Annotated in this window: 10 protein-coding genes; 2 read left to right on the top strand and 8 right to left on the bottom strand. The window is 70.6% G+C overall.

All coding sequences use genetic code 11. The features are described from left to right. Window positions 1–25: 25 nt before the first annotated feature. The 5 genes from OG966_RS30800 to OG966_RS30780 form a co-directional block, all read right to left on the bottom strand. Window positions 26–421: a cell division protein SepF gene (locus OG966_RS30800; RefSeq protein WP_326653239.1), complete on the bottom strand. Its 396-nt coding sequence runs from the start codon at window positions 419–421 to the stop codon at window positions 26–28. 121 nt (window positions 422–542) lie between these two features. Then, window positions 543–701 carry a DUF5133 domain-containing protein gene (locus OG966_RS30795; RefSeq protein WP_326653238.1) on the bottom strand — a complete coding sequence of 53 codons (159 nt, stop codon included), beginning with the start codon at window positions 699–701 and terminating at the stop codon, window positions 543–545. 54 nt (window positions 702–755) lie between these two features. Continuing rightward, on the bottom strand, window positions 756–2,165 hold the full coding sequence (locus OG966_RS30790; RefSeq protein WP_326653237.1) for an NADP-dependent succinic semialdehyde dehydrogenase: 1,410 nt from the start codon (window positions 2,163–2,165) through the stop codon (window positions 756–758). A 206-nt stretch (window positions 2,166–2,371) separates the two neighbouring features. Beyond that, window positions 2,372–2,746: a hypothetical protein gene (locus OG966_RS30785; RefSeq protein WP_326653236.1), complete on the bottom strand. Its 375-nt coding sequence runs from the start codon at window positions 2,744–2,746 to the stop codon at window positions 2,372–2,374. 90 nt (window positions 2,747–2,836) lie between these two features. Continuing rightward, window positions 2,837–3,028, bottom strand: coding sequence for a DUF6381 family protein (locus OG966_RS30780; RefSeq protein WP_326653235.1), 192 nt, complete (start codon window positions 3,026–3,028; stop codon window positions 2,837–2,839). Between the two features lie 512 nt (window positions 3,029–3,540). On the opposite strand from OG966_RS30780, the gene OG966_RS30775 reads away from it, so the two are divergent. Next, window positions 3,541–4,407 (top strand): metallophosphoesterase family protein, encoded by an 867-nt coding sequence (locus OG966_RS30775; protein WP_326653233.1) that lies wholly within the window; start codon window positions 3,541–3,543, stop codon window positions 4,405–4,407. Beyond that, complete coding sequence (locus OG966_RS30770) at window positions 4,404–5,060, top strand: 4'-phosphopantetheinyl transferase family protein (RefSeq protein WP_326653232.1); 657 nt, start codon at window positions 4,404–4,406, stop codon at window positions 5,058–5,060. The genes OG966_RS30775 and OG966_RS30770 overlap by 4 nt, the downstream gene beginning before the upstream one ends. A 78-nt stretch (window positions 5,061–5,138) precedes the next feature. Here OG966_RS30770 and OG966_RS30765 read toward each other — a convergent pair whose 3' ends face one another. The 3 genes from OG966_RS30765 to OG966_RS30755 all read right to left on the bottom strand — a co-directional run bounded on the left by OG966_RS30765 (window position 5,139) and on the right by OG966_RS30755 (window position 21,812). Then, window positions 5,139–5,912: a thioesterase II family protein gene (locus OG966_RS30765; protein WP_326653231.1), complete on the bottom strand. Its 774-nt coding sequence runs from the start codon at window positions 5,910–5,912 to the stop codon at window positions 5,139–5,141. A gap of 103 nt (window positions 5,913–6,015) precedes the next feature. Then, window positions 6,016–7,248 carry a cytochrome P450 gene (locus tag OG966_RS30760; protein WP_326653230.1) on the bottom strand — a complete coding sequence of 411 codons (1,233 nt, stop codon included), beginning with the start codon at window positions 7,246–7,248 and terminating at the stop codon, window positions 6,016–6,018. A 167-nt stretch (window positions 7,249–7,415) separates the two neighbouring features. Then, on the bottom strand, window positions 7,416–21,812 hold the full coding sequence (locus OG966_RS30755) for an SDR family NAD(P)-dependent oxidoreductase (RefSeq protein ID WP_326653228.1): 14,397 nt from the start codon (window positions 21,810–21,812) through the stop codon (window positions 7,416–7,418). Between the last annotated feature and the right edge of the window lie 2 nt (window positions 21,813–21,814).

The raw sequence follows: 21,814 nt of genomic DNA, 5'->3' as shown, positions 1-21,814 counted from the left end.
GAACCGTTCCGCCTCGACGACCTTCCTACGAACGGGGGACGGCCGCCGCGATCCCCTCGACCTCCGTGCCGACCGGGGCGAGCAGGAAGACATTCCGGTCGACCCGGTGCATCCCGCTGCCAAGGCCGAAGACGACACCACTGCTGAAGTCCAGGATGCGCTTGGCCACTTCGGTCTCGGCGCCGGTGAGGTCCAGCAGTACCGGGATCTGAGCGACGAGGTACTCGGCGACCTCGCGCGCGTCGGCGAAGACCTGCACCCGCAGCACGACGAAACGTCGCTGCTCGGCGGCCGCGTAGTCCTGCGGGATGGTGTTGTGGTCGACCCGCGAAGGCCACTCGTTACGACTGCGCAGCGGGACGACCTGGGCCAGACCCTCCCACTGTTCGTCGGTGACGTCGTACCTCTCGTACCTACTCATGTCACCATCCTCGCGCCCCTCACCCGTTCGGCCCAACAGCGACACGGGCGAGTCGGCCACGGATCGGGTCGATCTGGCCGGCCGGGTCAGCCCGAGATACAACTCGGCCGCGACTATCGCCTCACGCGCGGTGCGTTGTCCCGTCAGGACACAGGGTGTACGCGAGATCCTCCAGCCGACGCCGTCCGACCAGGTCCTTCGGCTCCGCGATGACCAGATGTTCCCAGGCTCGGCAGCGCCGCAGCAGCCCGGCGAGCAGCGCCCTGTCCGGCAGAAGCATGATTCCTGCTCCCGACCTCGGCCCGCCGCGCGGGCCGGAAGTCTGCGGGGGGGGTCAGCTGTTGTCGTCCGGCTCGGCGCCGTGCCACACCGTGGTGATATTGCAGAACTCCTGGATACCGTGCTTCGACAGCTCCCTGCCGTAGCCGGAGCGCTTGACGCCACCGAAGGGCAGCGCGGGGTGGGAGGCCGTCATTCCGTTGAAGAAGATGCCGCCGGCCTCCATGTCCCGTTCGAACCGGCGCACGTCCCCTTCATCACGGGTCCACACATTGGAACTCAGCCCGAAGGGCGTGTCGTTGGCGAGGGCCACCGCCTCATCGAGGCCGGCCGCACGGTAGACCGTGGCCACCGGACCGAAGGCCTCCTCGTGGTGAATCCGCATGCCGGCGGAGATCTCGGTGAGGACCGTGGGCTCGTAGTACCATCCCCGGTCCAGTTTCTCGGGACGCCGGGCTCCGCACCGTGCCTTCGCGCCGAGGCGCAGGGCGTCGGCGACCAGCGCTTCGAGGTCCGTACGGCCCTGTTCGCTGGCGAGCGGACCGACGTCGGTGGACTCCTGCATCGGGTCACCCACGGTCAACTCCCGTATCCCCGCGGTGAATCGCTCGCAGAAGTCTTCGTACACGTCGGCGTGGACGATGAAACGCTTGGCCGCGATGCAGGACTGGCCGTTGTTCTGCACCCGGGCTGTCACCGCCGTCCGGGCCGCCCGTTCGAGATCGGCCGACGGCATCACGACGAAGGGATCGCTGCCGCCGAGCTCCAGAACGGTCGTCTTCACCTCGTCGCCCGCGATGGCGGCGACGGAGCGCCCGGCCGGCTCGCTGCCGGTGAGTGTCGCGGCGGCCACCCTGGGGTCGCGCAGGATGTTCTCGACCGCGCCGGAGCCCACGAGAAGTGTCTGGAAACAGCCCTCCGGGAAGCCGGCCCGGTGGAAGAGGTCCTCCAGGTACAGGGCAGTCTGCGGCACGTTCGAAGCGTGCTTGAGCAGACCGACGTTGCCGGCCATGAGCGCGGGGGCCGCGAACCGTACGACCTGCCAGAGCGGGAAGTTCCACGGCATCACGGCCAGGACAACGCCGAGCGGACGGTAGTGGACGCGGGCGTGGGAGGCACCGGAGTCCTTCACGTCGGCGGCCGCAGGATACTCGTCGGCCAGGAGCTGCTCGGCGTGCGCGGCATACCAGCGCATCGCCTTCGCGCACTTCGCCGCCTCCGCGCGGGCGGCCACGATTGTCTTGCCCATCTCGGTGGTCATGGTGCGGGCGATGTCCTGCCGGTCCTGGTCCAGAAGGTCCGCGGCGCGGTTCATCAACTCCGTCCGCCGGCTGAACTCCGTGGTGCGGTGCTGCCCGAAGGCGGCCGTGGCGAGCGCAAGGCGCCGTTCGATCTCCTCAGCTCCGAGCGCGTCGAACGTCCTGAGCGTCTCTCCGGTGGCGGGATTCACCGTGGCGATGGGCATGGCACTGTCCTCCTCGAGCTCGGTCTTTCGACACTTGCGCGGTACGGACGGTCCGGCAACGCAGAGCGCCCGGATACCGGCCGGACATCCGGGCCGGCCGCGCCGGCGGACTCCGGCCGTGCGGGCGGCTTCCGCGACCGGGCGGGGCCACCGGCTTCGGGCGGGCCCGGTGGGCTCCGAGCCGGCCTGGTGCCTCCTGGGCCGGACTAGCGGATGCCGCTCTCGAGTCGCAACTGGACGTCCTTCTCCTGGTCACCGGCGGCCATGCCCTCCACCTGCACGACGAACGACGCCGCCAGCGTCTCGCCCAGCCGGTCCACCCCCCAGTAGGTGCCCTGCACACCGACTTCGACGGGTGCTGTCAGTTGCACGGGCACGGCCGGCGCGTGCGCGGGGGACACCTCGAACGTCGACGTCCACACGGTCGTGTGCGGGTGGGACGTGTATTGCGGTGCATCGTCATCGGCGCGGTCCGAGATGAAGGACTGCGCCAGCACGTGGAAGACGGTGTCGGCGTCCTCCTTCGAGCAATCGCTGAGCGTGACGACGACCGGTGTCGTGTACTGCGGGTCGCTTTGCACGGTACTCCCTGCCTTTCCGTACCTCGCCTGCCCATGGCCTCCAGTCCGCACAGCGGACTGGAGGCCATGGGCCTGTGATGGCCAGGTGCTTCACGCAGGCGGGGACTGCTCCTGCCCACCCATCGAGCCCTCCTGCCGGCTCTGCTCCTGCAGTCGGCGGGCCTTCTCCTGCAGCTTCTGACGCTCCTGCGGGTCAGTCGCGCGCTCCGCGGCTTCGGACAGCTGCTGTGCCTTCTCGCGCATCTGCTGAGCTCGACCTCGGGATTCGCCTGCTGCGCTCATTGTCACTCCTTGACAGTAGGAAGAGCGGGCTCAACCAGCGAACCAGGACCTCGTCACCCCCGCACGTCGAACGGTGACTGTCCGCTACCGACCGCCGAGGCGGGTCCCCAGGTACCCCGGAGAGCCCAGCCGGCGCAGTTGTCGCTGAGAGCACTCCAGTACGGGGCGCAGAGTCGAATACGGGATGCCGGCGATCTCGCCGGCGGGCCGTACGAGCACCTGCGGACGTTCGCAACCGTCAGCAGCACGGCCCAAGCAAGGTCCCCGGTACGGCACTTGGAACTCCTCGCCCCATGCGCCCGGGCCGGCATCCGTATCACGCCCGGCAAGCCGTGACGGTACGGTCCTCGGTGCCTCGCGACGTCAGCCGTTCCCTGCGCGGCCCGAAGCGCTCGCCGTCGGGCAAGAGGACCGCGCATCGGTCATCGAACCCCAGAAACCGGCCCCCAGAGCTCGCACCACAGGACCCGTAACCGGACCCCGCCCCCGCATTCCTCGTCTAAGCTGATCACGTGGCGACACAGGGGGCGGCGACACAGGGGGCACTGCGGGCGATCAGCGACCTGCACATCGCCTACGCCGAGAACCGCAGCATTGTCGAGGGCCTGATGCCGGGCTCCCCCGACGACTGGCTGATAGTCGCCGGCGACGTCGGCGAGTTGATGGCCGACATCGAGTGGGCACTCGCCCTCCTGCGGGACCGCTTCGCGCAGGTGATCTGGGTCCCCGGCAACCACGAGCTGTGGACGGTCAAGCAGGAGACCAGCCCGCTGCGCGGCGTCCAGCGTTACGAGCAACTGGTGGCCATGTGCCGCCGGCTCGGCGTGCTCACGCCCGAGGACCCGTACCCGGTGTGGACGGGATCGGGGGGGCCTGTCCGGATCGCGCCGCTGTTCCTGCTGTACGACTACACCTTCTTGACGCCGGGGACGACAACCCGGGAGGAGTCGCTGGCCAAGGCGTTCGACGCCGGGGTCGTCTGCACCGACGAGTACTTCCTGCACCCGGACCCGTACCCGACCCGCCAGGCGTGGTGCGCCGCCCGGGTCGAGGAGACCGAGCGGCGCCTGCGGGAGGTGGCGGGCGACCTGCCGCTGGTCCTGGTCAACCACTGGCCGCTGGTGCGCACGCCCACCGAGGTGATGATCCATCAGGAGTTCGTGCAGTGGTGCGGAACGGTGAGCACCGCCGACTGGCACACCCGCTTCGGCGCGAAGGTCGTGGTCTACGGCCACCTGCACATACCCCGGCACACCGTCTACGACAACGTCCCCTTCGAAGAGGTCTCGCTCGGCTACCCCCGCGAGTGGCGCCGCTTCGGACTCCGGCCCGACCTCGCCCGGGAGATCCTGCCTCGTACGAAGGGCCACGACGCATGATCGAAGGGATCCTGCCGTCCTCGGTGCGCTGGGTTCAGTCCTTCACCGACCGCGCGGACATCGAACTGTTCCCCGAGGAGCAGGCCGTCGTCGCCAATGCGGTCGAGAAGCGACAGACCGAGTTCGCCACCGTCCGGGCCTGCGCGCGGGACGCGCTGGCCGCACTCGGCCACCCGCCCGTGCCGCTCGTGCCGGGAGAACGGGGCGCTCCGAGCTGGCCGGCCGGGGTGGTGGGAAGCATGACGCACTGCGCCGGCTACCGCGCCGCCGTGGTGGCACGCAGCAGCGACGTGGCGACCCTCGGGATCGACGCCGAGCCCAACCATGCCCTGCCCGAGGGCGTCCTGCCGGCGATCGGCCGCCCCGAGGACCTCACCGCCCTGGCGGCGCTGCCGAAGTCGGCCGGGATCGCCTGGGACCGCATCCTCTTCAGCGCCAAGGAGTCCGTCTACAAGGCATGGTTTCCGGTGGCTCGGCAGTGGCTGGACTTCGAGGATGCGACCGTGACGATCGACCCCGACGGGACGTTCACTGCCCGCATCCTCATCCCCGGACCGATGCTGAGCGGCCGGCCGCTGACCGCCCTTTCCGGGCGGTGGGCGGCCGACGACAATCTCGTGATGACCGCGGTCGTGGTCGGGCAGGACGCCTGACGCGTAGGTCTGAGGGGACCAGGCCGTAGGTCAGGGCGGGCCCCGGCCGGGGTAGGTCAGAGATCCGACCTGCGCAGGTCAGAGCGGGATCCGGCCTGCGTCGGCCAGCTTCCTGCCCAGCAGCTCGGCCACCGTCGTCCACTGCTCGACGAGGTAGAAGTGCCCGCCGGGCAGGACTTGCAGGTCGAAGTCGCCGCTCGTGACCGCGCCCCACTGCCCGGCGTCGTCGACCGAGGTACGCGGGTCGCTGTCGCCGACGAAGGCGGTTATCGGGGCCTGCAGCCGCCGCGTCGGGCTGTACCGGTGCGTCTCCAGCGCCCGGTAGTCGGCCCGCATCGGCCGCAGGATCATCTCCCGCACATCCGGATCGTCCAGCATCGACGAGCCCGTGCCGTTGAGCTCACGCACCTCGCGCAACAGCCCCTGCTCGTCGCGCAGGTGTACGTTCTCGCTCCTGGGCCTGCTGGGCGAACGCCGACCGGAGACGAACAGCTGGTCGGCCGGGAGCACCGCCCGCTCCTGCAGTTGCAGCGCCACCTCGAACGCGAGCAGCGCACCCATGCTGTGGCCGAACAACGACACCGGGCGGCCGTCGTCGGTGGCCACCACCGACTCCACGACGTACGCCGCCATCTCGCGCAGGTCTGTCAGACACGGCTCCTTGTGCCGGTCCTGGCGTCCCGGGTACTGCACCACACTGACCTCGGCGGCACCCGTCGCGGCCATCGCCCCGGAGAAGGGGAAGTAATAGCTCGCCGACCCGCCCGCGTGCGGGAAGCAGATCAGCCGCGGCACCGTGTCGCCGACGGGGTGGTACCGCCGCAGCCAGGCAGCGGGATCAACGGATGACATTATCGGTTCCCTTCCGGAACGCGGGTTCGACGCAGTCTCGAGGCGAGTGCGACGCGGGGTCGACACGAGTGCGACGCGGGGTCGACACGAGTGCGACGCGGGGTCAGCCCAGGACGAGTTGGAGCTCTTCGTAGCCGTTGAGCCCGATGGCGTCCCGGCGCGCTGGCGTCCCCACCACCTCGATGCTGCTGAAGCGCTCCAGGAAGGCCGGGAACAGCACCGAGGCCTCCAGGCGTGCCAGGTTGCCGCCCATGCAGAAGTGCGGGCCCGCGCTGAAGGCCAGGTTGGCGCCCTCGCTGCGGGTGAGGTCCAGCCTGCCCGGGTCGGTGAACTGGCGCGGGTCGCGATTGGCCGCTGCCAGCAGCGCGACGACCAGACTGTTCGCCGGGACGACCTGGTCACCCAGCGGGGTGTCCTCCTTCATCATCCGGCTGGCGGCGGTGATCGGCGTGTTGTAGCGCAGCAGCTCCTCCACGGCCGTCGACGTGACAGACGGGTCGCGGCGCCACAGCTCCAGCTGGTCCGGATGCTCCAGCAGCGAGGTCAGCCCGGCGCTGATGAGCGAGGTCGTGGTCTCGAACCCGGCGACGAACAGGAACGTCGCCAGCGACATCGTCTCCTCCGGCGACAGGCGCGCGTTGTCCCCCTCGCGGACCAGGGTCGACAGCAGGTCCTCGCGTGGACTCCTGCGGCGCTCGTCCAGGATCCGGTCGAAGTACTCGCGCAGCTCGACCGCCGCCTCGTCGGCGCGGGCCAGGTCGTCCTCCGAGTAGTAGCCGCCCGACCAGACCCGGGACCAGTTGTTGGCCACGTGGTAGAAGTGCATGCCGTCCTCGTCCGGTACGCCCAGCATCTCGCTGATGACGGCGACGGGGAACGGGCTGGCCAGCGCCTTGATCAGGTCCACGGGGGCGCCACCGTCCGCCTGCTCGACGATATCGTCGAGGTGACGGCGCATCAGCCGCTGAATGCTGGGCCCCAGGGCGCGCACCGCAGCCGGGGTGAAGACCCTGCCGGCCAGACCCCGGACCCGGGTGTGGTCCGGTGGGTCGAGGGTGATCAGCGCGCTGAGGTACATCCGCAGCGCCTCGTGCTCCGCCCAGTCCGGGCGCATGGTGCTCGCCGCACGCGGGCCGTTGCGGGTGGTGTTGGCGCGCAGGATCGCCGAGGACTCGGCGTACCCCGTCACGGCCCACAGCCCGAGCGACGGGCTGCGGTACACCCGGTCGGTGCCCATCAGCACGTCGTAGAGCGGGAACGGGTCCGCCGGCTGCGGCGGACTGAACAACTGGATCACCGCGTCGTCCGGCGTCACGGTGCTCAGCTCGATCGTCATCGTGGATCTCCCATGGCGTCTCGGCGCGACGCAGCAGGCGCGCGTCGGAGCGGTTATGCGCGGGCGAGCCCCACGCTACGGCGGGCGTCCGGGGCGCAAGTACCCCTAGCCTCCCCCTGAGTCGGGGCCACTCCCCGTGCCGGGAGCAGCCCCCGGTGTCGCATTCGTCAGCCGCCGCTGAGCTCGGCGTCGAGTACGGCGAACAGCTCGTCGTCGCTCGCGTCGTCGAGCGCGGCAGCCGCCTCCTCCTGGGCCGAAAGGGCCGCGGTGCGCGACCGCCACAGCTGCACGAGCGACTCCAGCCCCGCCGTGATGGCGGCCTGCTCCTCGGAGGTCCGGGAGGCGTTCGACAGCAGCGCCTCCAGCCGGTTCATCCGGCCCAGCAACGCCTCGGCACTGTCCTCGGCCGACGGCCGGAGTTCCGCGTCCAGCCAGACCGCGGCGCGCCGCGCGGTGGGATGGTCGAACACGAGCGTGCTGGGCAGCGACAGCCCGGTACGCCTACCGAGGCGGTTGCGCACCTCGACGGCGGCCATCGAGTCGAAGCCGAGCTCGGAGAAGGCCTTGTCTGGGTCAACGGTTTCCGCGTCGGCGTGCCCGAGCACCTGCGCCACCTGCTCCCGCACCAGCGCCAACAACAACTGGCCGCGGGTCTCGTCGTCCTTATCCACGAGGTCTCGTACGAACCGCTGCGGATCCGTACGCCGGGCGGGCCTCGGCCGCGACGTCGCCGGGGTCTCCCCGAGGTCCGCGGTGGCCTCGAGCGGAACGGCATGGAGGGCCACCGAGCCGGCCGACGCCACGGGGCGCCCGGAGATGGTCTCCACCGCGAGACCGTTGCCGGTGAAGGCCATCCGCAGGGCCGACGGCGACGGCTCGTCCTCCCACCGCACGTTGTGCCACGTCGAACCGGTCAGCGCGCTGCCCGGCTCCACCTCGGCGTCGACGGCCAGGAGTTGGCACAACCCGTCGAGCAGGGCCGGGTGGATCCGGTGACCGTCGGCGTCGACATCCTCGGGCAGAGCGACCTCGACGTAGAGCTCACCATCGCGCTGCCAGGCCGCCTGGACGCTCTGGAACAGCGGTCCGGTACGGAAGCCGCGCGCCGCGAGGCGTTCGTACAGCTCGTCGATGTCCAGCTCCGCCGCATCGGCCGGCGGCCGGGTACCGGCGCCCGGAGCGGTTCCGCCGCCCGAGCCGTCCGTCGTGGGGCTGGTGAGGGTGCCGGTGGCGTGGGTGGTCCAGTCGGTGTCCTGGCCGGGACGGGAGTGGATGGAGACCTCGGCCTGCTCCCCCGCCCGGACCACCTGCACCTGCACATCCACACCACCATGCCCGGGCAGCACCAGCGGATCACTGATCACCAGCTCCGCCACCTCCCCGTACCCCGTCAGATCAGCAGCATGAACCGCCATGTCCAGAAAAGCCGTACCCGGAACAATCACCACCCCACCGACCGCATGATCAGCCAGCCACGGATGACCACCCAGACCCACACGCCCCGACAGCACCGTCGCCGCACCATCCGCCGTACTCACCACCGCCGCCAGCAACGCATGACCCGCATCACCCAACCCCGCCCCACCCACACCATTGGTGACGGCGGCCGATGACGACTCCGACAACCAGTACCGCCGACGCTGGAACGGATAAGTCGGCAGGTCCAGATACCGTCCCGGGGCGGGGGCGGGCAGGTGCCAGTCGACGGGCAGGCCGGAGGCGTGGAGGTGTGCGGCGGCGGTGAGGAGGGTGGTGTGCGCGGTGGTGCCGTTTTTGGGGCGGCGCATCAACGGCGCGAACGTGACCGTGTCGGTCTCGTCGAGGCTCTGGCGGGCCAGAGCGGTCAGTACCGCCTCCGGACCCACCTCCACCAGCCGCGACACCCCCAACCCGCGCACCGTGGCCAGACCGTCCGCGAACCGCACCGGCTCCCGCACATGCCGCACCCAGTACGACGGATCCGTCAACTCCCCGGACACCAGCCCACCCGTCACATTCGAAACGACAGGAACCGACGGCTCCCGGAACGCGAGGGAAGCGGCAACCCCGGCGAACCGCTCCAGCATCGGCTCCATCAACCGCGAATGAAACGCATGCGACACCGGCAACCAACTACTACGAACCCCATGCTCCTCGGCCCGGGCAGCCACCGTCTCCAGCTCCCGCAGACCACCGGAGACCACGACCGCGGCCGGGCCGTTGACCGCCGCCACATCCACCCCCAGACCAGCGGTCAACTCCCCGGCCCGGTCAACCTCACAGGCCAGGGCGAGCATCCCGCCACCGGCAGGCAGAGCCTGCATCAACGACCCCCGCGCCACCACCAACCGCGCCGCATCCTCCAGACTCAACACCCCAGCAGCCCAAGCCGCGGAAACCTCCCCCACCGAATGCCCCACCACCACATCCGGCACCACACCCCAATGCCGCAACACCGCAACCAGACCAGCCTGCACCACAAACAAACCCGCCTGAGTGAACACCGTGGCATCCACCCCCGCCGGATCATCCCCCCACACCACCTCCCGCAAAGGCCGCTCCAGATGCACATCCACCGCCGCACACGCCTCATCAAACCCCGCCGCAAACACCGGATTACAGGCATGCAGCTCACGGCCCATACCCAGCCACTGCGAACCCTGCCCCGTAAACAACCACCCCGTACGCCCCGATGACACCCGCCCCACCACCGCACCCGGACCTGCGGACACCGAAGACCCCGGACCACCCGACGCCAACGACAACAGACCAGCCACCGCCTCCTCCCGGCTGGAGGCAATCACCACCGCCCGGTGCTCCAGCCCCGCCCGCCCACGAACCAGCGCCGACGCCACCTCCCCCACACCCACATCCGCACGCTGCTCCCACCAGGACGCCAACCGCCCCGCAGACTCCACCAACGCCTCCGCAGACCGCGCCGACACCACCACGGCAACAGCATCCGGCCCGGCGGAATCCTCCAGCGCGGGCACAGGCTGACCCTCGGACGTGGGCAAGTCGTCGACAGCCGGGGGTTGTTCGATGATCACGTGGGCGTTGGTTCCGCTGATACCGAACGAGGACACCGCCGCCCGCCGCGGCCGCTCCACCACCGGCCAATCCCTCGCCTCGGTCAGCAGCGACACCGCACCCGCCGACCAGTCCACCTGCGACGACGGCGCATCCACATGCAACGACGCCGGCATCACACCATGCCGCATCGCCTCCACCAACTTGATCACACCCGCCACACCCGCAGCCGCCTGCGTATGCCCCAGATTCGACTTCACCGAACCCAAATACAACGGCTCACCCGCACGCCCCTGCCCATACGTCGCCAACAACGCCTGCGCCTCAATCGGATCACCCAACCGAGTACCCGTCCCATGCCCCTCCACCAGGTCGACCTGGTCCGCACCGACCTGCGCATTGGCCAGTGCCTGCCGGATCACCCGCTGCTGCGACGGACCATTCGGCGCCGTCAACCCATTCGACGCACCATCCTGATTGACCGCCGAACCCCGCACCACCGCCAGCACCGGATGCCCCAACCGCCGCGCATCCGACAACCGCTCCACCAGCAACAGGCCGACACCCTCACCCCAACCCGTACCGTCCGCCCCCTCCGCGAACGCCTTGCACCGACCATCCACCGACAACCCACGCTGCCGACTGAACTCCACAAACGTCTCCGGCGTCGACATCACCGTCACACCACCGGCCAACGCCAGCGAACACTCCCCCGAACGCAACGCCTGCGCCGCCAGATGCAACGCCACCAACGACGACGAACACGCCGTATCCACCGTCACCGCCGGCCCCTCCAACCCGAAGACGTAGGAGACCCGACCCGAGAGCACGCTGCCGAGTGTGCCGTTACCGACGTAGCCCGCTACTTCCTCGGGCACCTGCTGCAACCGGGAACCGTAGTCCTGGTACGACGTGCCGGCGAACACACCCGTGTCGCTGCCTACCAGCGTCGCGGGGTCGAGTCCGGCGCGTTCCAGCACCTCCCAGGTCGTCTCCAGGAGCAGCCGCTGCTGCGGGTCCATGGCCAGGGCCTCGACAGGGCTGATGTTGAAGAAGGCCGGGTCGAACCGGTCGACATCTGCCAGGAAGGCTCCGCCGCGTGCGTAAGTGTGGCCCGGCTTGCCCGGCTCGGGGTCGTAGAGGCCGGCCAGGTCCCAGCCACGGTCGGCCGGGAAGTCCGACACGGCGTCGACGCCGTTGGCGACCAGCCGCCACAGATCCTCCGGCGAGCTCACCCCGCCCGGGAACCGGCAGGCCATCGACACGATCGCGATCGGCTCGTCGGCGGCCGCCACGGTCCGGCGGACGAGGGCAGCCGCGGTGGGGGTGGCACCGGCGATCTCCTCGACCAGGTGGCGGGCCAGCGCCCGCGCGGTCGGGTGGTCGAAAAGCAGTGTGGCAGGCAGTCGCAGGCCGGTCGCCGTCCCGAGCCTGTTGCGCATCTCGATCGTGGTGAGCGAGTCGAAGCCGAACTCCGTGAACGGACGGTCGGGCTCCAGGACCGTCCCTTCCGGGTGCCCGAGCACCAGCACGGCCTGTTCCTGAACGATCCTCAGCGCGAGGTCGAGCCGCTCGGCCTCGGCAGCGGTCGCGAGCTGCTGCGCGAGCCGTCCGTCGGCCGTCCGCCGGGCCGCCGCCCGCGCCGTCGCGGCGCGGAACAGGCCGGCCAGCATCGGGGCCCGCTGGCCCGCGTGGTCGACCACGGCGGGCAGCAGCGGTGTCGCGACGACCGACGCCTCCTCCCCGGCGACCGCAGCGTCGAACAGCGCGAGGCCCTGTTCGGTGCTGAGAGCAGGCAGGCCGACGCTCAGGTTCCGCGCCAGTTCCGTCTCGTCGAGGGTCGTACCCATGCCGGCGTCCTGCCACAGCCCGAACGCGATCGAGACCGCGGGCAGATCCTGCTGACGGCGGCGTGCGGCCAGGCCGTCGAGGAAGCCGTTGGCGGCGGCGTAGTTCGCCTGACCGGCCGAGCCGAGCACCCCTGCAACCGAGGAGAACAGCACGAACGCCCGCAGGGGCAGATCCTGCGTGAGCTCGTGCAGCCACCAGGCCGCGGTGGCCTTCGGCGCCCACACCTCGTCGAGGTGATCCTCGGTCTGCTCGGTCAGTACGGCGTCGCGCAGTACACCGGCGGCATGGACGACGCCGGTCAGGTCGCCGACGCTCGCAAGCAGGTCGGCAAGAGACTCCCGGTCGGTGACGTCGCAGGCCACGGCCCGGGCATCGGCGCCCGCGCCGCGCAGCTCCGCGACGAGTTCCGCCGCGCCCGGCGCCGCCTCGCCTCGCCGCGAGGCAAGGACCAGCTTCCTCACTCCGTGCTCGGCCACCAGGCGGCGTGCGACCAGCGCGCCCAGGCCTACGGTGCCTCCGGTGATCAGGACCGTGCCGTCACCCCAGTCCGGGCCTTCCTCCGCCCGGGGCCTGCGTTCCAGCCGGGCCACGTGCCAGACACCGTCCTGCCGCCGCCACTCCGGCTCGCGGGCGGTGGCCACGGCCCACCAGCTTCGGTTGTCGAGGGACGTCGCGTCGTCGTCCGCCTCGACCAGGACGAAGCGCCCCGGGTGCTCCGCCTGCGCAGCACGCACCAGGCCGGCGACGGCGGAGGCGGCGGGTGCCGGGGCGCCCGCATCATCGCCGCCGACCGTGGCGATCACCAGTGTGCCGCCGTCCCTGGCAGGATCGGCCGTCCACGCCCGCAGGACGGCGAGCACCTCGGCGGTCAACGAGCGGGCCATCTCCGCGTCGGCCGTCCCAGGGGTCGGGCAGAGACAGGCCACGACCTCGCCCTCAGCGGTGGCCACGTCCGCGGGTCCGACGACCGCCACTGTGCCGGTCACCTCGGTCTCGTGCAGCGGCGCCTCCACCCAGCGCAGCCGGAACAGCGCGTCCACGGCGGTCTCTGCGATGGCCAGCTCGGCGCGGTTCATCGGGCGCAACACCAGGGATTCGACCGTGCCGACGGCGACGCCCCGCTCGTCCTGCAGCGACAGCCGGCCACCGCTGAACACCGCTCGCAGCTTCCTCCCGCCGCCGGGCTCGACCGAGACGCCCCGCCAGGACGCAGCCAGCATCGGGGCGTCGGCCGAGCCTCCGATCTCGGCCGCGATGAGCTGGCAGACACCGTCCAGCAACGCAGGATGGAGGACGAAGGCTGAGGCGGCGGAGGCGCTGTCGGCCGTCTCGGGCAGCGCGAGTTCGGCGTAGAGGTCGGCTCCCTCGCGCCAGGCGGCCTGCACGGTACGGAATGCCGGCCCGTGCTGGTGCCCGCGACGGGCCAGCGCTTCGTACATGGCGTCGAGGTCGAGCGGGACGGCTCCCGTCGGGAGCCACGACGACGGCGCAGCGGTCGCACGGCCGGGGCTCAACGTCCCGAAGGCGCAGCGCACCCACTCGGCCGCGTGGCCGGGGCGGACGTGAATACTGATGCCACGCCGGCCGGTGTCGTCGGCCGCACCGACGCTGATCTGCACCGGTACGCCGTCGGAGCGGGAGAGGACGAGCGCCGAGGTGAGGTTCAGCTCCTCGACAGTGGTGCAGTCGACTTCCTCGCCGGCCCGCAGGGCGAAGTCCACGAGCACCGATGCCGGCACGACCACGACGCCGTTGATGTCGTGGTCGGCGAGCCAGGGCTGGCTGTCCGGGGACAGCCGCCCGGTGAGGACCACACCACCGGTGTCGGCAATGGTGACAGCCGCACCCAGCAGCGGATGCCCGGTCGCGGACTGCCCCACATGGCGCGGATCGCTCCCCGCCACCACCGAGTCCTGCCAGTAGCGCCGGCGTTGGAAGGGGTAGGTGGGCAGGTCCAGATGGCGTGCGGGGGTGGGGGCGGGGAGGTGCCAGTCGACGGGCAGGCCGGAGGTGTGGAGGTGTGCGGCGGCGGTGAGGAGGGTGGTGTGCGCGGTGGTGCCGTTTTTGGGGCGTCGCATCAACGGCGCGAACGTGACCGTGTCGGTTTCGTCGAGGCTCTGGCGGGCCAGGGCGGTCAGTACCGCCTCCGGACCCACCTCCACCAGCCGCGACACCCCCAACCCGCGCACCGTGGCCAGACCGTCGGCGAACCGCACCGGCTCCCGCACATGCCGCACCCAGTACCCCGGATCCGTCAACTCCCCGGACACCAGCCCACCCGTCACATTCGAGACGACAGGAACCGACGGCTCCCGGAACGTGAGGGAAGCGGCAACCCCGGCGAACCGCTCCAGCATCGGCTCCATCAACCGCGAATGAAACGCATGCGACACCGGCAACCAACTACTACGAATCCCATGCTCCTCGGCGCGGGCAGCCACCGTCTCCAGCTCCCGCAGACCACCGGAGACCACGACCGCGGCGGGGCCGTTGACCGCCGCCACATCCACCCCCAGACCAGCGGTCAACTCCCCGGCCGTCTGAGGATTTGCGGCCAGGGCGAGCATCCCGCCACCGGCAGGCAGAGCCTGCATCAACGACCCACGCGCCACCACCAACCGCGCCGCATCCTCCAGACTCAACACCCCCGCAGCCCAAGCCGCGGAAATCTCCCCCACCGAATGCCCCACCACCACATCCGGCACCACACCCCAATGCCGCAACACCGCAACCAGAGCGGCCTGCACCACAAACAAACCCGCCTGAGTGAACACCGTGGCATCCACCCCCGCCGGATCATCCCCCCACACCACCTCACACAGAGGCCGCTCCAGATGCACATCCATCGCCGCACACGCCTCATCAAACCCCGCCGCAAACACCGGATCCGACCCGTGCAGCTCACGGCCCATACCCAGCCACTGCGAACCCTGCCCCGTAAACAACCACCCCGTACGCCCCGATGACACCCGCCCCACCACCGCACCCGAACCTGCGGACACCGAAGACCCCGTGCCACCGGACGCCAACGACGACAGCGCATCAATCGCCTCCTCCCGGCTGGACGCGATCACCACCGCCCGGTGCTCCAGCCCCGCCCGCCCACGAACCAGCGCCGACGCCACCTCCCCCACACCCACATCCGCACGCTGCTCCCACCAGGACGCCAACCGCCCCGCAGACTCAGCCAACGCCTCCGCCGACCGCGCCGACACCACCACGGGCCGATCCTCAGCACCGGGCATGCCCTCAGGTGCAGGCAAGTCCTCAACCACGGGGGGTTGTTCGAGGATCACGTGGGCGTTGGTCCCGCTGATGCCGAACGACGACACCGCCGCCCGCCGCGGCCGCCCCACCACCGGCCAATCCCTCGCCTCGGTCAGCAGCGACACCGCACCCGCCGACCAGTCCACCTGCGACGACGGCGCATCCACATGCAACGACGCCGGCATCACACCATGCCGCATCGCCTCCACCAACTTGATCACACCCGCCACACCCGCAGCCGCCTGCGTATGCCCCAGATTCGACTTCACCGAACCCAGATACAACGGCTCACCCGCACGCCCCTGCCCATACGTCGCCAACAACGCCTGCGCCTCAATCGGATCACCCAACCGAGTACCCGTCCCATGCCCCTCCACCAGGTCGACCTGGTCCGCACCGACCTGCGCATTGGCCAGTGCCTGCCGGATCACCCGCTGCTGCGACGGACCATTCGGAGCCGTCAACCCATTCGACGCACCATCCTGATTGACCGCCGAACCCCGCACCACCGCCAGCACCGGATGCCCCAACCGCCGCGCATCCGACAACCGCTCCACCAGCAACAGGCCGACACCCTCACCCCAACCCGTACCGTCCGCCCCCTCCGCGAACGCCTTGCACCGACCATCCACCGACAACCCACGCTGCCGACTGAACTCCACAAACGTCTCCGGCGTCGACATCACCGTCACACCACCGGCCAACGCCAGCGAACACTCCCCCGAACGCAACGCCTGCGCCGCCAGATGCAACGCCACCAACGACGACGAACACGCCGTATCCACCGTCACCGCCGGCCCCTCGAAACCGAACGAGTACGACACCCGCCCCGAGACGATGGCGCCACTACTCGTCCCCGGTCCGTAGTCGTGATACATCACGCCCGCGAAGACACCCGTACGACTGCCCTTCAGCGTCCCGGGATCAATACCGGCCCGCTCGAACGCCTCCCAGGACGCCTCCAGCAACAGACGCTGCTGCGGGTCCATGCTCAGGGCTTCGGTCGGGCTGATGTTGAAGAAGGCCGGGTCGAAGGCGGCCGCCTCGTGCAGGAAGCTGCCGTGCCGAGAGTAGGTCCTGCCCTCGACGCCTGGCTCCGGGTCGTAGATACCGGCCAGGTCCCAGCCACGGTCGGCCGGGAAGCCCGACACAGTGTCGACGCCGTCGGCGACCAGCCGCCACAGATCCTCCGGCGACGACACCCCGCCCGGATAACGGCAGGCCATCGACACGATCGCGATCGGCTCGTCCTGATCCGCGGCGTTGCGGACGACGGCGGCCTTGGACGGCACCTTCCCGCCGACCTCGTCCAGCAGGTGCTGGGCCAGTACCTGGGCCGTCGGGTAGTCGAACAGCAGCGTGGCCGGCAGCCGCAGCTCGGTCGCGGCACCGAGCCGGTTGCGCATCTCGATGGTGCTCAGCGAGTCGAACCCGAGCTCCGAGAACGGGCGGTCCGGCTCGACAGCGGTGACGTTGTCGTGCCCGAGCACGGACGCGGCCTCGGTACGGACCAGGCCAAGAACCAGGCCGAGCCGGTCGGCGGGCTCCACCTCCGCGAGTCGGCGGGCCAGGGCCCGGGAAACACCGGCCGCCGCTCGCACCACACGCCGTCCGGTTCCCCCGAACAGCCCAGAGAGCAGCGGCGCGCGCTGTCCGGCGTTCTGCGCCAGCTGCGGCAGCAGTCGGCCGGCGACGACGACCGCGTCCTCGCCCGCCACCGCGCGGTCGAGTGCCGCGAGGGCCTCGGCCCTCGTCAGAGCCGGGAGCCCCGCCTGCTCGGTGCGGCGCACTTCCGCATCGTCCAGCGTCGCTCCCATACCGACCTCACGCCAGAGGCCGAAGGCGACCGACGTCGCCGGGCGTCCTTCGCGCCGGAGGCACTCGGCGAGGCCGTCGAGGTAGGCGTTGGCCGCCGCGTAGTTGGCCTGGCCGGGCGCACCCAGCACGCCGGCGATCGAGGACACCAGCACGAACGCGGACAGGGTACTCCCCTGCGTGAGCTCGGCCAGGATCCCGGCAGCCGTCGCCTTGGGGCGCCAGACCCGCTCGTTCCGCTCGGGCGTCAGCTCGGTCAGGACGGCGTCGTCCAAGACGCCCGCCGCGTGCACCACCGCGCTGAGGTCGGGGACGGTCTGCAGGACCGCGGCCAGGGCGGCACGCTCGCCAACGTCGCACGCGACCGCTCGGGCGTGAGCTCCGGCCGCGGTCAGCTCCTCGACCAGCTCGGCGGCGCCCGGAGCGTCGGGGCCCGATCGCGACAGCAATACGACCTCGCCGACACCGTGGCCGGCGACCAGGTGCCGGGCGATCTCGGCTCCGACCCCGCCCGTTCCGCCGGTGATGAGCACGGCCCCACCGCCCCAGTCCGGCGTAGCGATGGTCGACGCCGCACGCGTCAGGCGCGGCACGGACCAGGCTCCCTCCCGCAGCCTCCACTCGGGCTCATTCGAGTCCGCGACCGCATGCCAGGCCGCGTCCTCGACCGTGGCGCCGTCGTCGACGTCGGCGAGGACGAGGCGTCCCGGGTGCTCGGCCTGTGCGGCCCGGACCAGACCCGCGACAGCGGCCTGCATCGGGTCGACGGAAGCGGCGACGGTCGCAACGACGAGGACAGCGCCGTCCCGTTCCTCGTCGGCCAGCCACTCCTGCAGCGCCGTCATGACCGCGACGACCGGGTCGGCCCCGGCGGCCTGGACGACGACCACGGCTCCACTCGAATCCGCCAGGGAGTCCGGGGTGACTACGGCCACCTGCGCGGACTCCGTCGGCGTCGACAACGGAGCCGGCGTCCAGACGATCCGGTGCAGCGCGTCGGAATGGTCGGCGGCGCCGGCGAGATCAGCGGCCGAGACCGGACGGACCACGAGTTCGTCGACCGCGCCGACAGGGCGGCCGTCCGAGTCGGCGAGCAGCAGGCGACCCGCAGGGTCAGCGGCAATCCGCAGCCGAGACGCACCGGCCGCCCAGAGAGTGACGCCGCGCCAGGAGAACGGGAGACTCAGCCCGTCCGCCGCGTCGGGGCGACCGAGGTGGACGCCATGCAGTGCCGCGTCGAGCAGGGCCGGGTGGAGACTGAACGCCGTTCCGGCGACGTCCTCGGGCAGGGCGACGTCGATAAACAGCTCGTCGCCACGCCGCCACACCTCCCGCAGACCCTGGAACGTCGGCCCATAGTCGTAGCCGTCGGCAGCGAGGGCGCCGTACGCGTCGCCGATCTCCACCCGCTCGGCCCCGGCCGGCGGCCAGACCGCGAGGTCGAAGTCCGCCGGGCGGTCCCCGGTCGAGAGGACGCCCTGCGCGTGGCACACCCAGTCCTCGGCATCCCGGCGGGAGTGGATCGTCAGCTCGCGCCGTCCGTCGTCGGCGGCGGATCCCACCGCGATCTGGATCTGGACGCCGCCGTGCTCGGGCAGGACCAGCGGGGCGACCGTGCTGACCTCGTCGATCCGGTCGCAGCCCAGCTCGTCGCCGACACGCAATGCGAGCTCGACGAAGGCGGTGCCCGGGAAGAGAACAGTGCCGTTGACTCTGTGGTCGGCGAGCCAGGGCTGGGCCTCGGTCGAGAGGCGTCCGGTGAGGATCATGCCACCGGTGTCCGCCACAGGAACGGCCGCGCCCAACAAGGGGTGGATCACCGCGGTGAGGCCGCGACCAGCCGCGTCCATCCCTCGCTCGGCGGCAGGCAGCCAGTACCGCCGGCGTTGGAAGGGGTAGGTGGGCAGGTCCAGATGGCGTGCGGGGGCGGGGGCGGGGAGGTGCCAGTCGACGGGCACACCCGAGACGTGGAGGTGTGCGGCGGCGGTGAGGAGGGTGGTGTGCGCGGTGGTGCCGTTTTTGGGGCGGCGCATCAACGGCGCGAACGTGACCGTGTCGGTCTCGTCGAGGGACTGGCGGGCCAGAGCGGTCAGTACCGCCTCCGGACCCACCTCCACCAGCCGCGACACCCCCAACCCGCGCACCGTGGCCAGACCATCGGCGAACCGCACCGGCTCCCGCACATGCCGCACCCAGTACGACGGATCCGTCAACTCCCCGGACACCAGCCCACCCGTCACATTCGAAACGACAGGAACCGACGGCTCCCGGAACGCGAGGGAAGCGGCAACCCCGGCGAACCGCTCCAGCATCGGCTCCATCAACCGCGAATGAAACGCATGCGACACCGGCAACCAACTACTACGCACCCCATGCTCCTCGGCCCGGGCAGCGACCGTCTCCAGCTCCCGCAGACCACCGGAGACCACGATCGCGGCGGGGCCGTTGACCGCCGCCACATCCACCCCCAGACCTGCGGTCAACTCCCCGGCCCGGTCAACCTCACAGGCCAGGGCGAGCATCCCGCCACCGGAAGGCAGAGCCTGCATCAACGACCCACGCGCCACCACCAGCCGCGCCGCATCCTCCAGACTCAACACCCCCGCAGCCCAAGCCGCGGAAATCTCCCCCACCGAATGCCCCACCACCACATCCGGCACCACACCCCAATGCCGCAACACCGCAACCAGACCGGCCTGCACCACAAACAGACCCGCCTGAGTGAACACCGTGGCATCCACCCCCGCAGGATCATCGCCCCACACCACCTCCCGCAGAGGCCGCTCCAGATGCACATCCACCGCCGCACACGCCTCATCAAACCCCGCCGCAAACACCGGATTACAGGCATGCAGTTCACGGCCCATACCCAGCCACTGCGAACCCTGCCCCGTAAACAACCACCCCGTACGCCCCGACACCACCCGCCCCACCACCGCACCCGAACCACCCGACGCCAACGACGACGAACCCGGAACTGCGGACGCCAACGACGACAGCGCATCAATCGCCTCCTCCCGGCTGGACGCGATCACCACCGCCCGGTGCTCCAGCCCCGCCCGCCCACGAACCAGCGCCGACGCCACCTCCCCCACACCCACATCCGCACGCCCAGCCCACCAGGACGCCAACCGCCCCGCAGACTCCACCAACGCCTCCGCAGACCGCGCCGACACCACCAACGCACTCCCGGCAACACCCTCCGGCCCGGCGGAATCCCCCATGGGGGAGTCCGGGTCCTCGGACGTGGGCAAGTCGTCGACAGCCGGGGGTTGTTCGATGATCACGTGGGCGTTGGTTCCGCTGATGCCGAACGAGGACACCGCCGCCCGCCGCGGCCGCCCCACCACCGGCCACGTACGGGCATCCGTCAACAGCGACACCGCACCCGCCGACCAGTCCACCTGCGACGACGGCGCATCCACATGCAACGACGCCGGCATCACACCATGCCGCATCGCCTCCACCAACTTGATCACACCCGCCACACCCGCAGCCGCCTGCGTATGCCCCAGATTCGACTTCACCGAACCCAGATACAACGGCTCACCCGCACGCCCCTGCCCATACGTCGCCAACAACGCCTGCGCCTCAATCGGATCACCCAGACGCGTACCCGTCCCATGGGCCTCGACCACATCCACATCGGCAGCGGACAGACCCGCATTGGCCAGTGCCTGCCGGATCACCCGCTGCTGCGACGGACCATTCGGCGCCGTCAACCCATTCGACGCACCATCCTGATTGACCGCACTGCCCCGCACCACCGCCAGCACCGGATGCCCCAACCGCCGCGCATCCGACAACCGCTCCAGCAACAACAGCCCCGCACCCTCACCCCAACCCGTACCGTCCGCCCCCTCCGCGAACGCCTTGCACCGACCATCCACCGACAACCCACGCTGCTTGCTGAACTCGATGAAAACCTCGGGCGTCGACATCACCGTGACGCCGCCGGCCAGCGCCAGCGAGCACTCCCCCGAACGCAGAGCCTGCGCCGCCAAGTGCATAGCCACCAACGACGACGAACACGCCGTATCCACCGTCACCGCCGGCCCCTCCAGCCCAAAGGAGTAGGCCACCCGGCCGGACACCACGCTGCCGCCGCTGGTGCTGCCGTCGTCGTCGCCGAGCCCGTAGTCGTGGTACATCACGCCCGCGAAGACACCCGTCCGGCTGCCCTTGAGTGTGCGGTGCGGGATCCCGGCCCGCTCGAACGCCTCCTGCGCCACCTCCAGCAGCAGCCGCTGCTGCGGGTCCATGATCAGCGCCTCGCTGGGACTGATGTTGAAGAAGGCGGGGTCGAACTGGTCGGCGTCGTGCAGGAAACCGCCCTCGCGCGTGTACGTCCTGCCCTCGATGCCCGGCTCGGGATCGTAGAGACCGTCGACGTCCCAGCCGCGGTTGGTCGGGAACGTGGACACCGCGTCCACCCCGTCGGCGACGACCTGCCACAGTTGCTCGGGCGTTCCGACGCCACCCGGGAACCGGCAGGCCATGGACACGATCGCGATCGGTTCCCTCGCTGCGGCGAGCTGCGCGTCGTTGGCCTCGCGCAGCCGCTCGTTCTCGATCAGGGAGTTACGCAGCGCCTCGACCAGCTGGTCAACCTGGTTGTCCACGG

The sequence above is a fragment of the Streptomyces sp. NBC_01750 genome (assembly GCF_035918095.1).
Taxonomy (GTDB): domain Bacteria; phylum Actinomycetota; class Actinomycetes; order Streptomycetales; family Streptomycetaceae; genus Streptomyces.
Note: the sequence above shows the minus strand (reverse complement) of the source record. Positions and strands in the feature narration are given on the sequence as shown.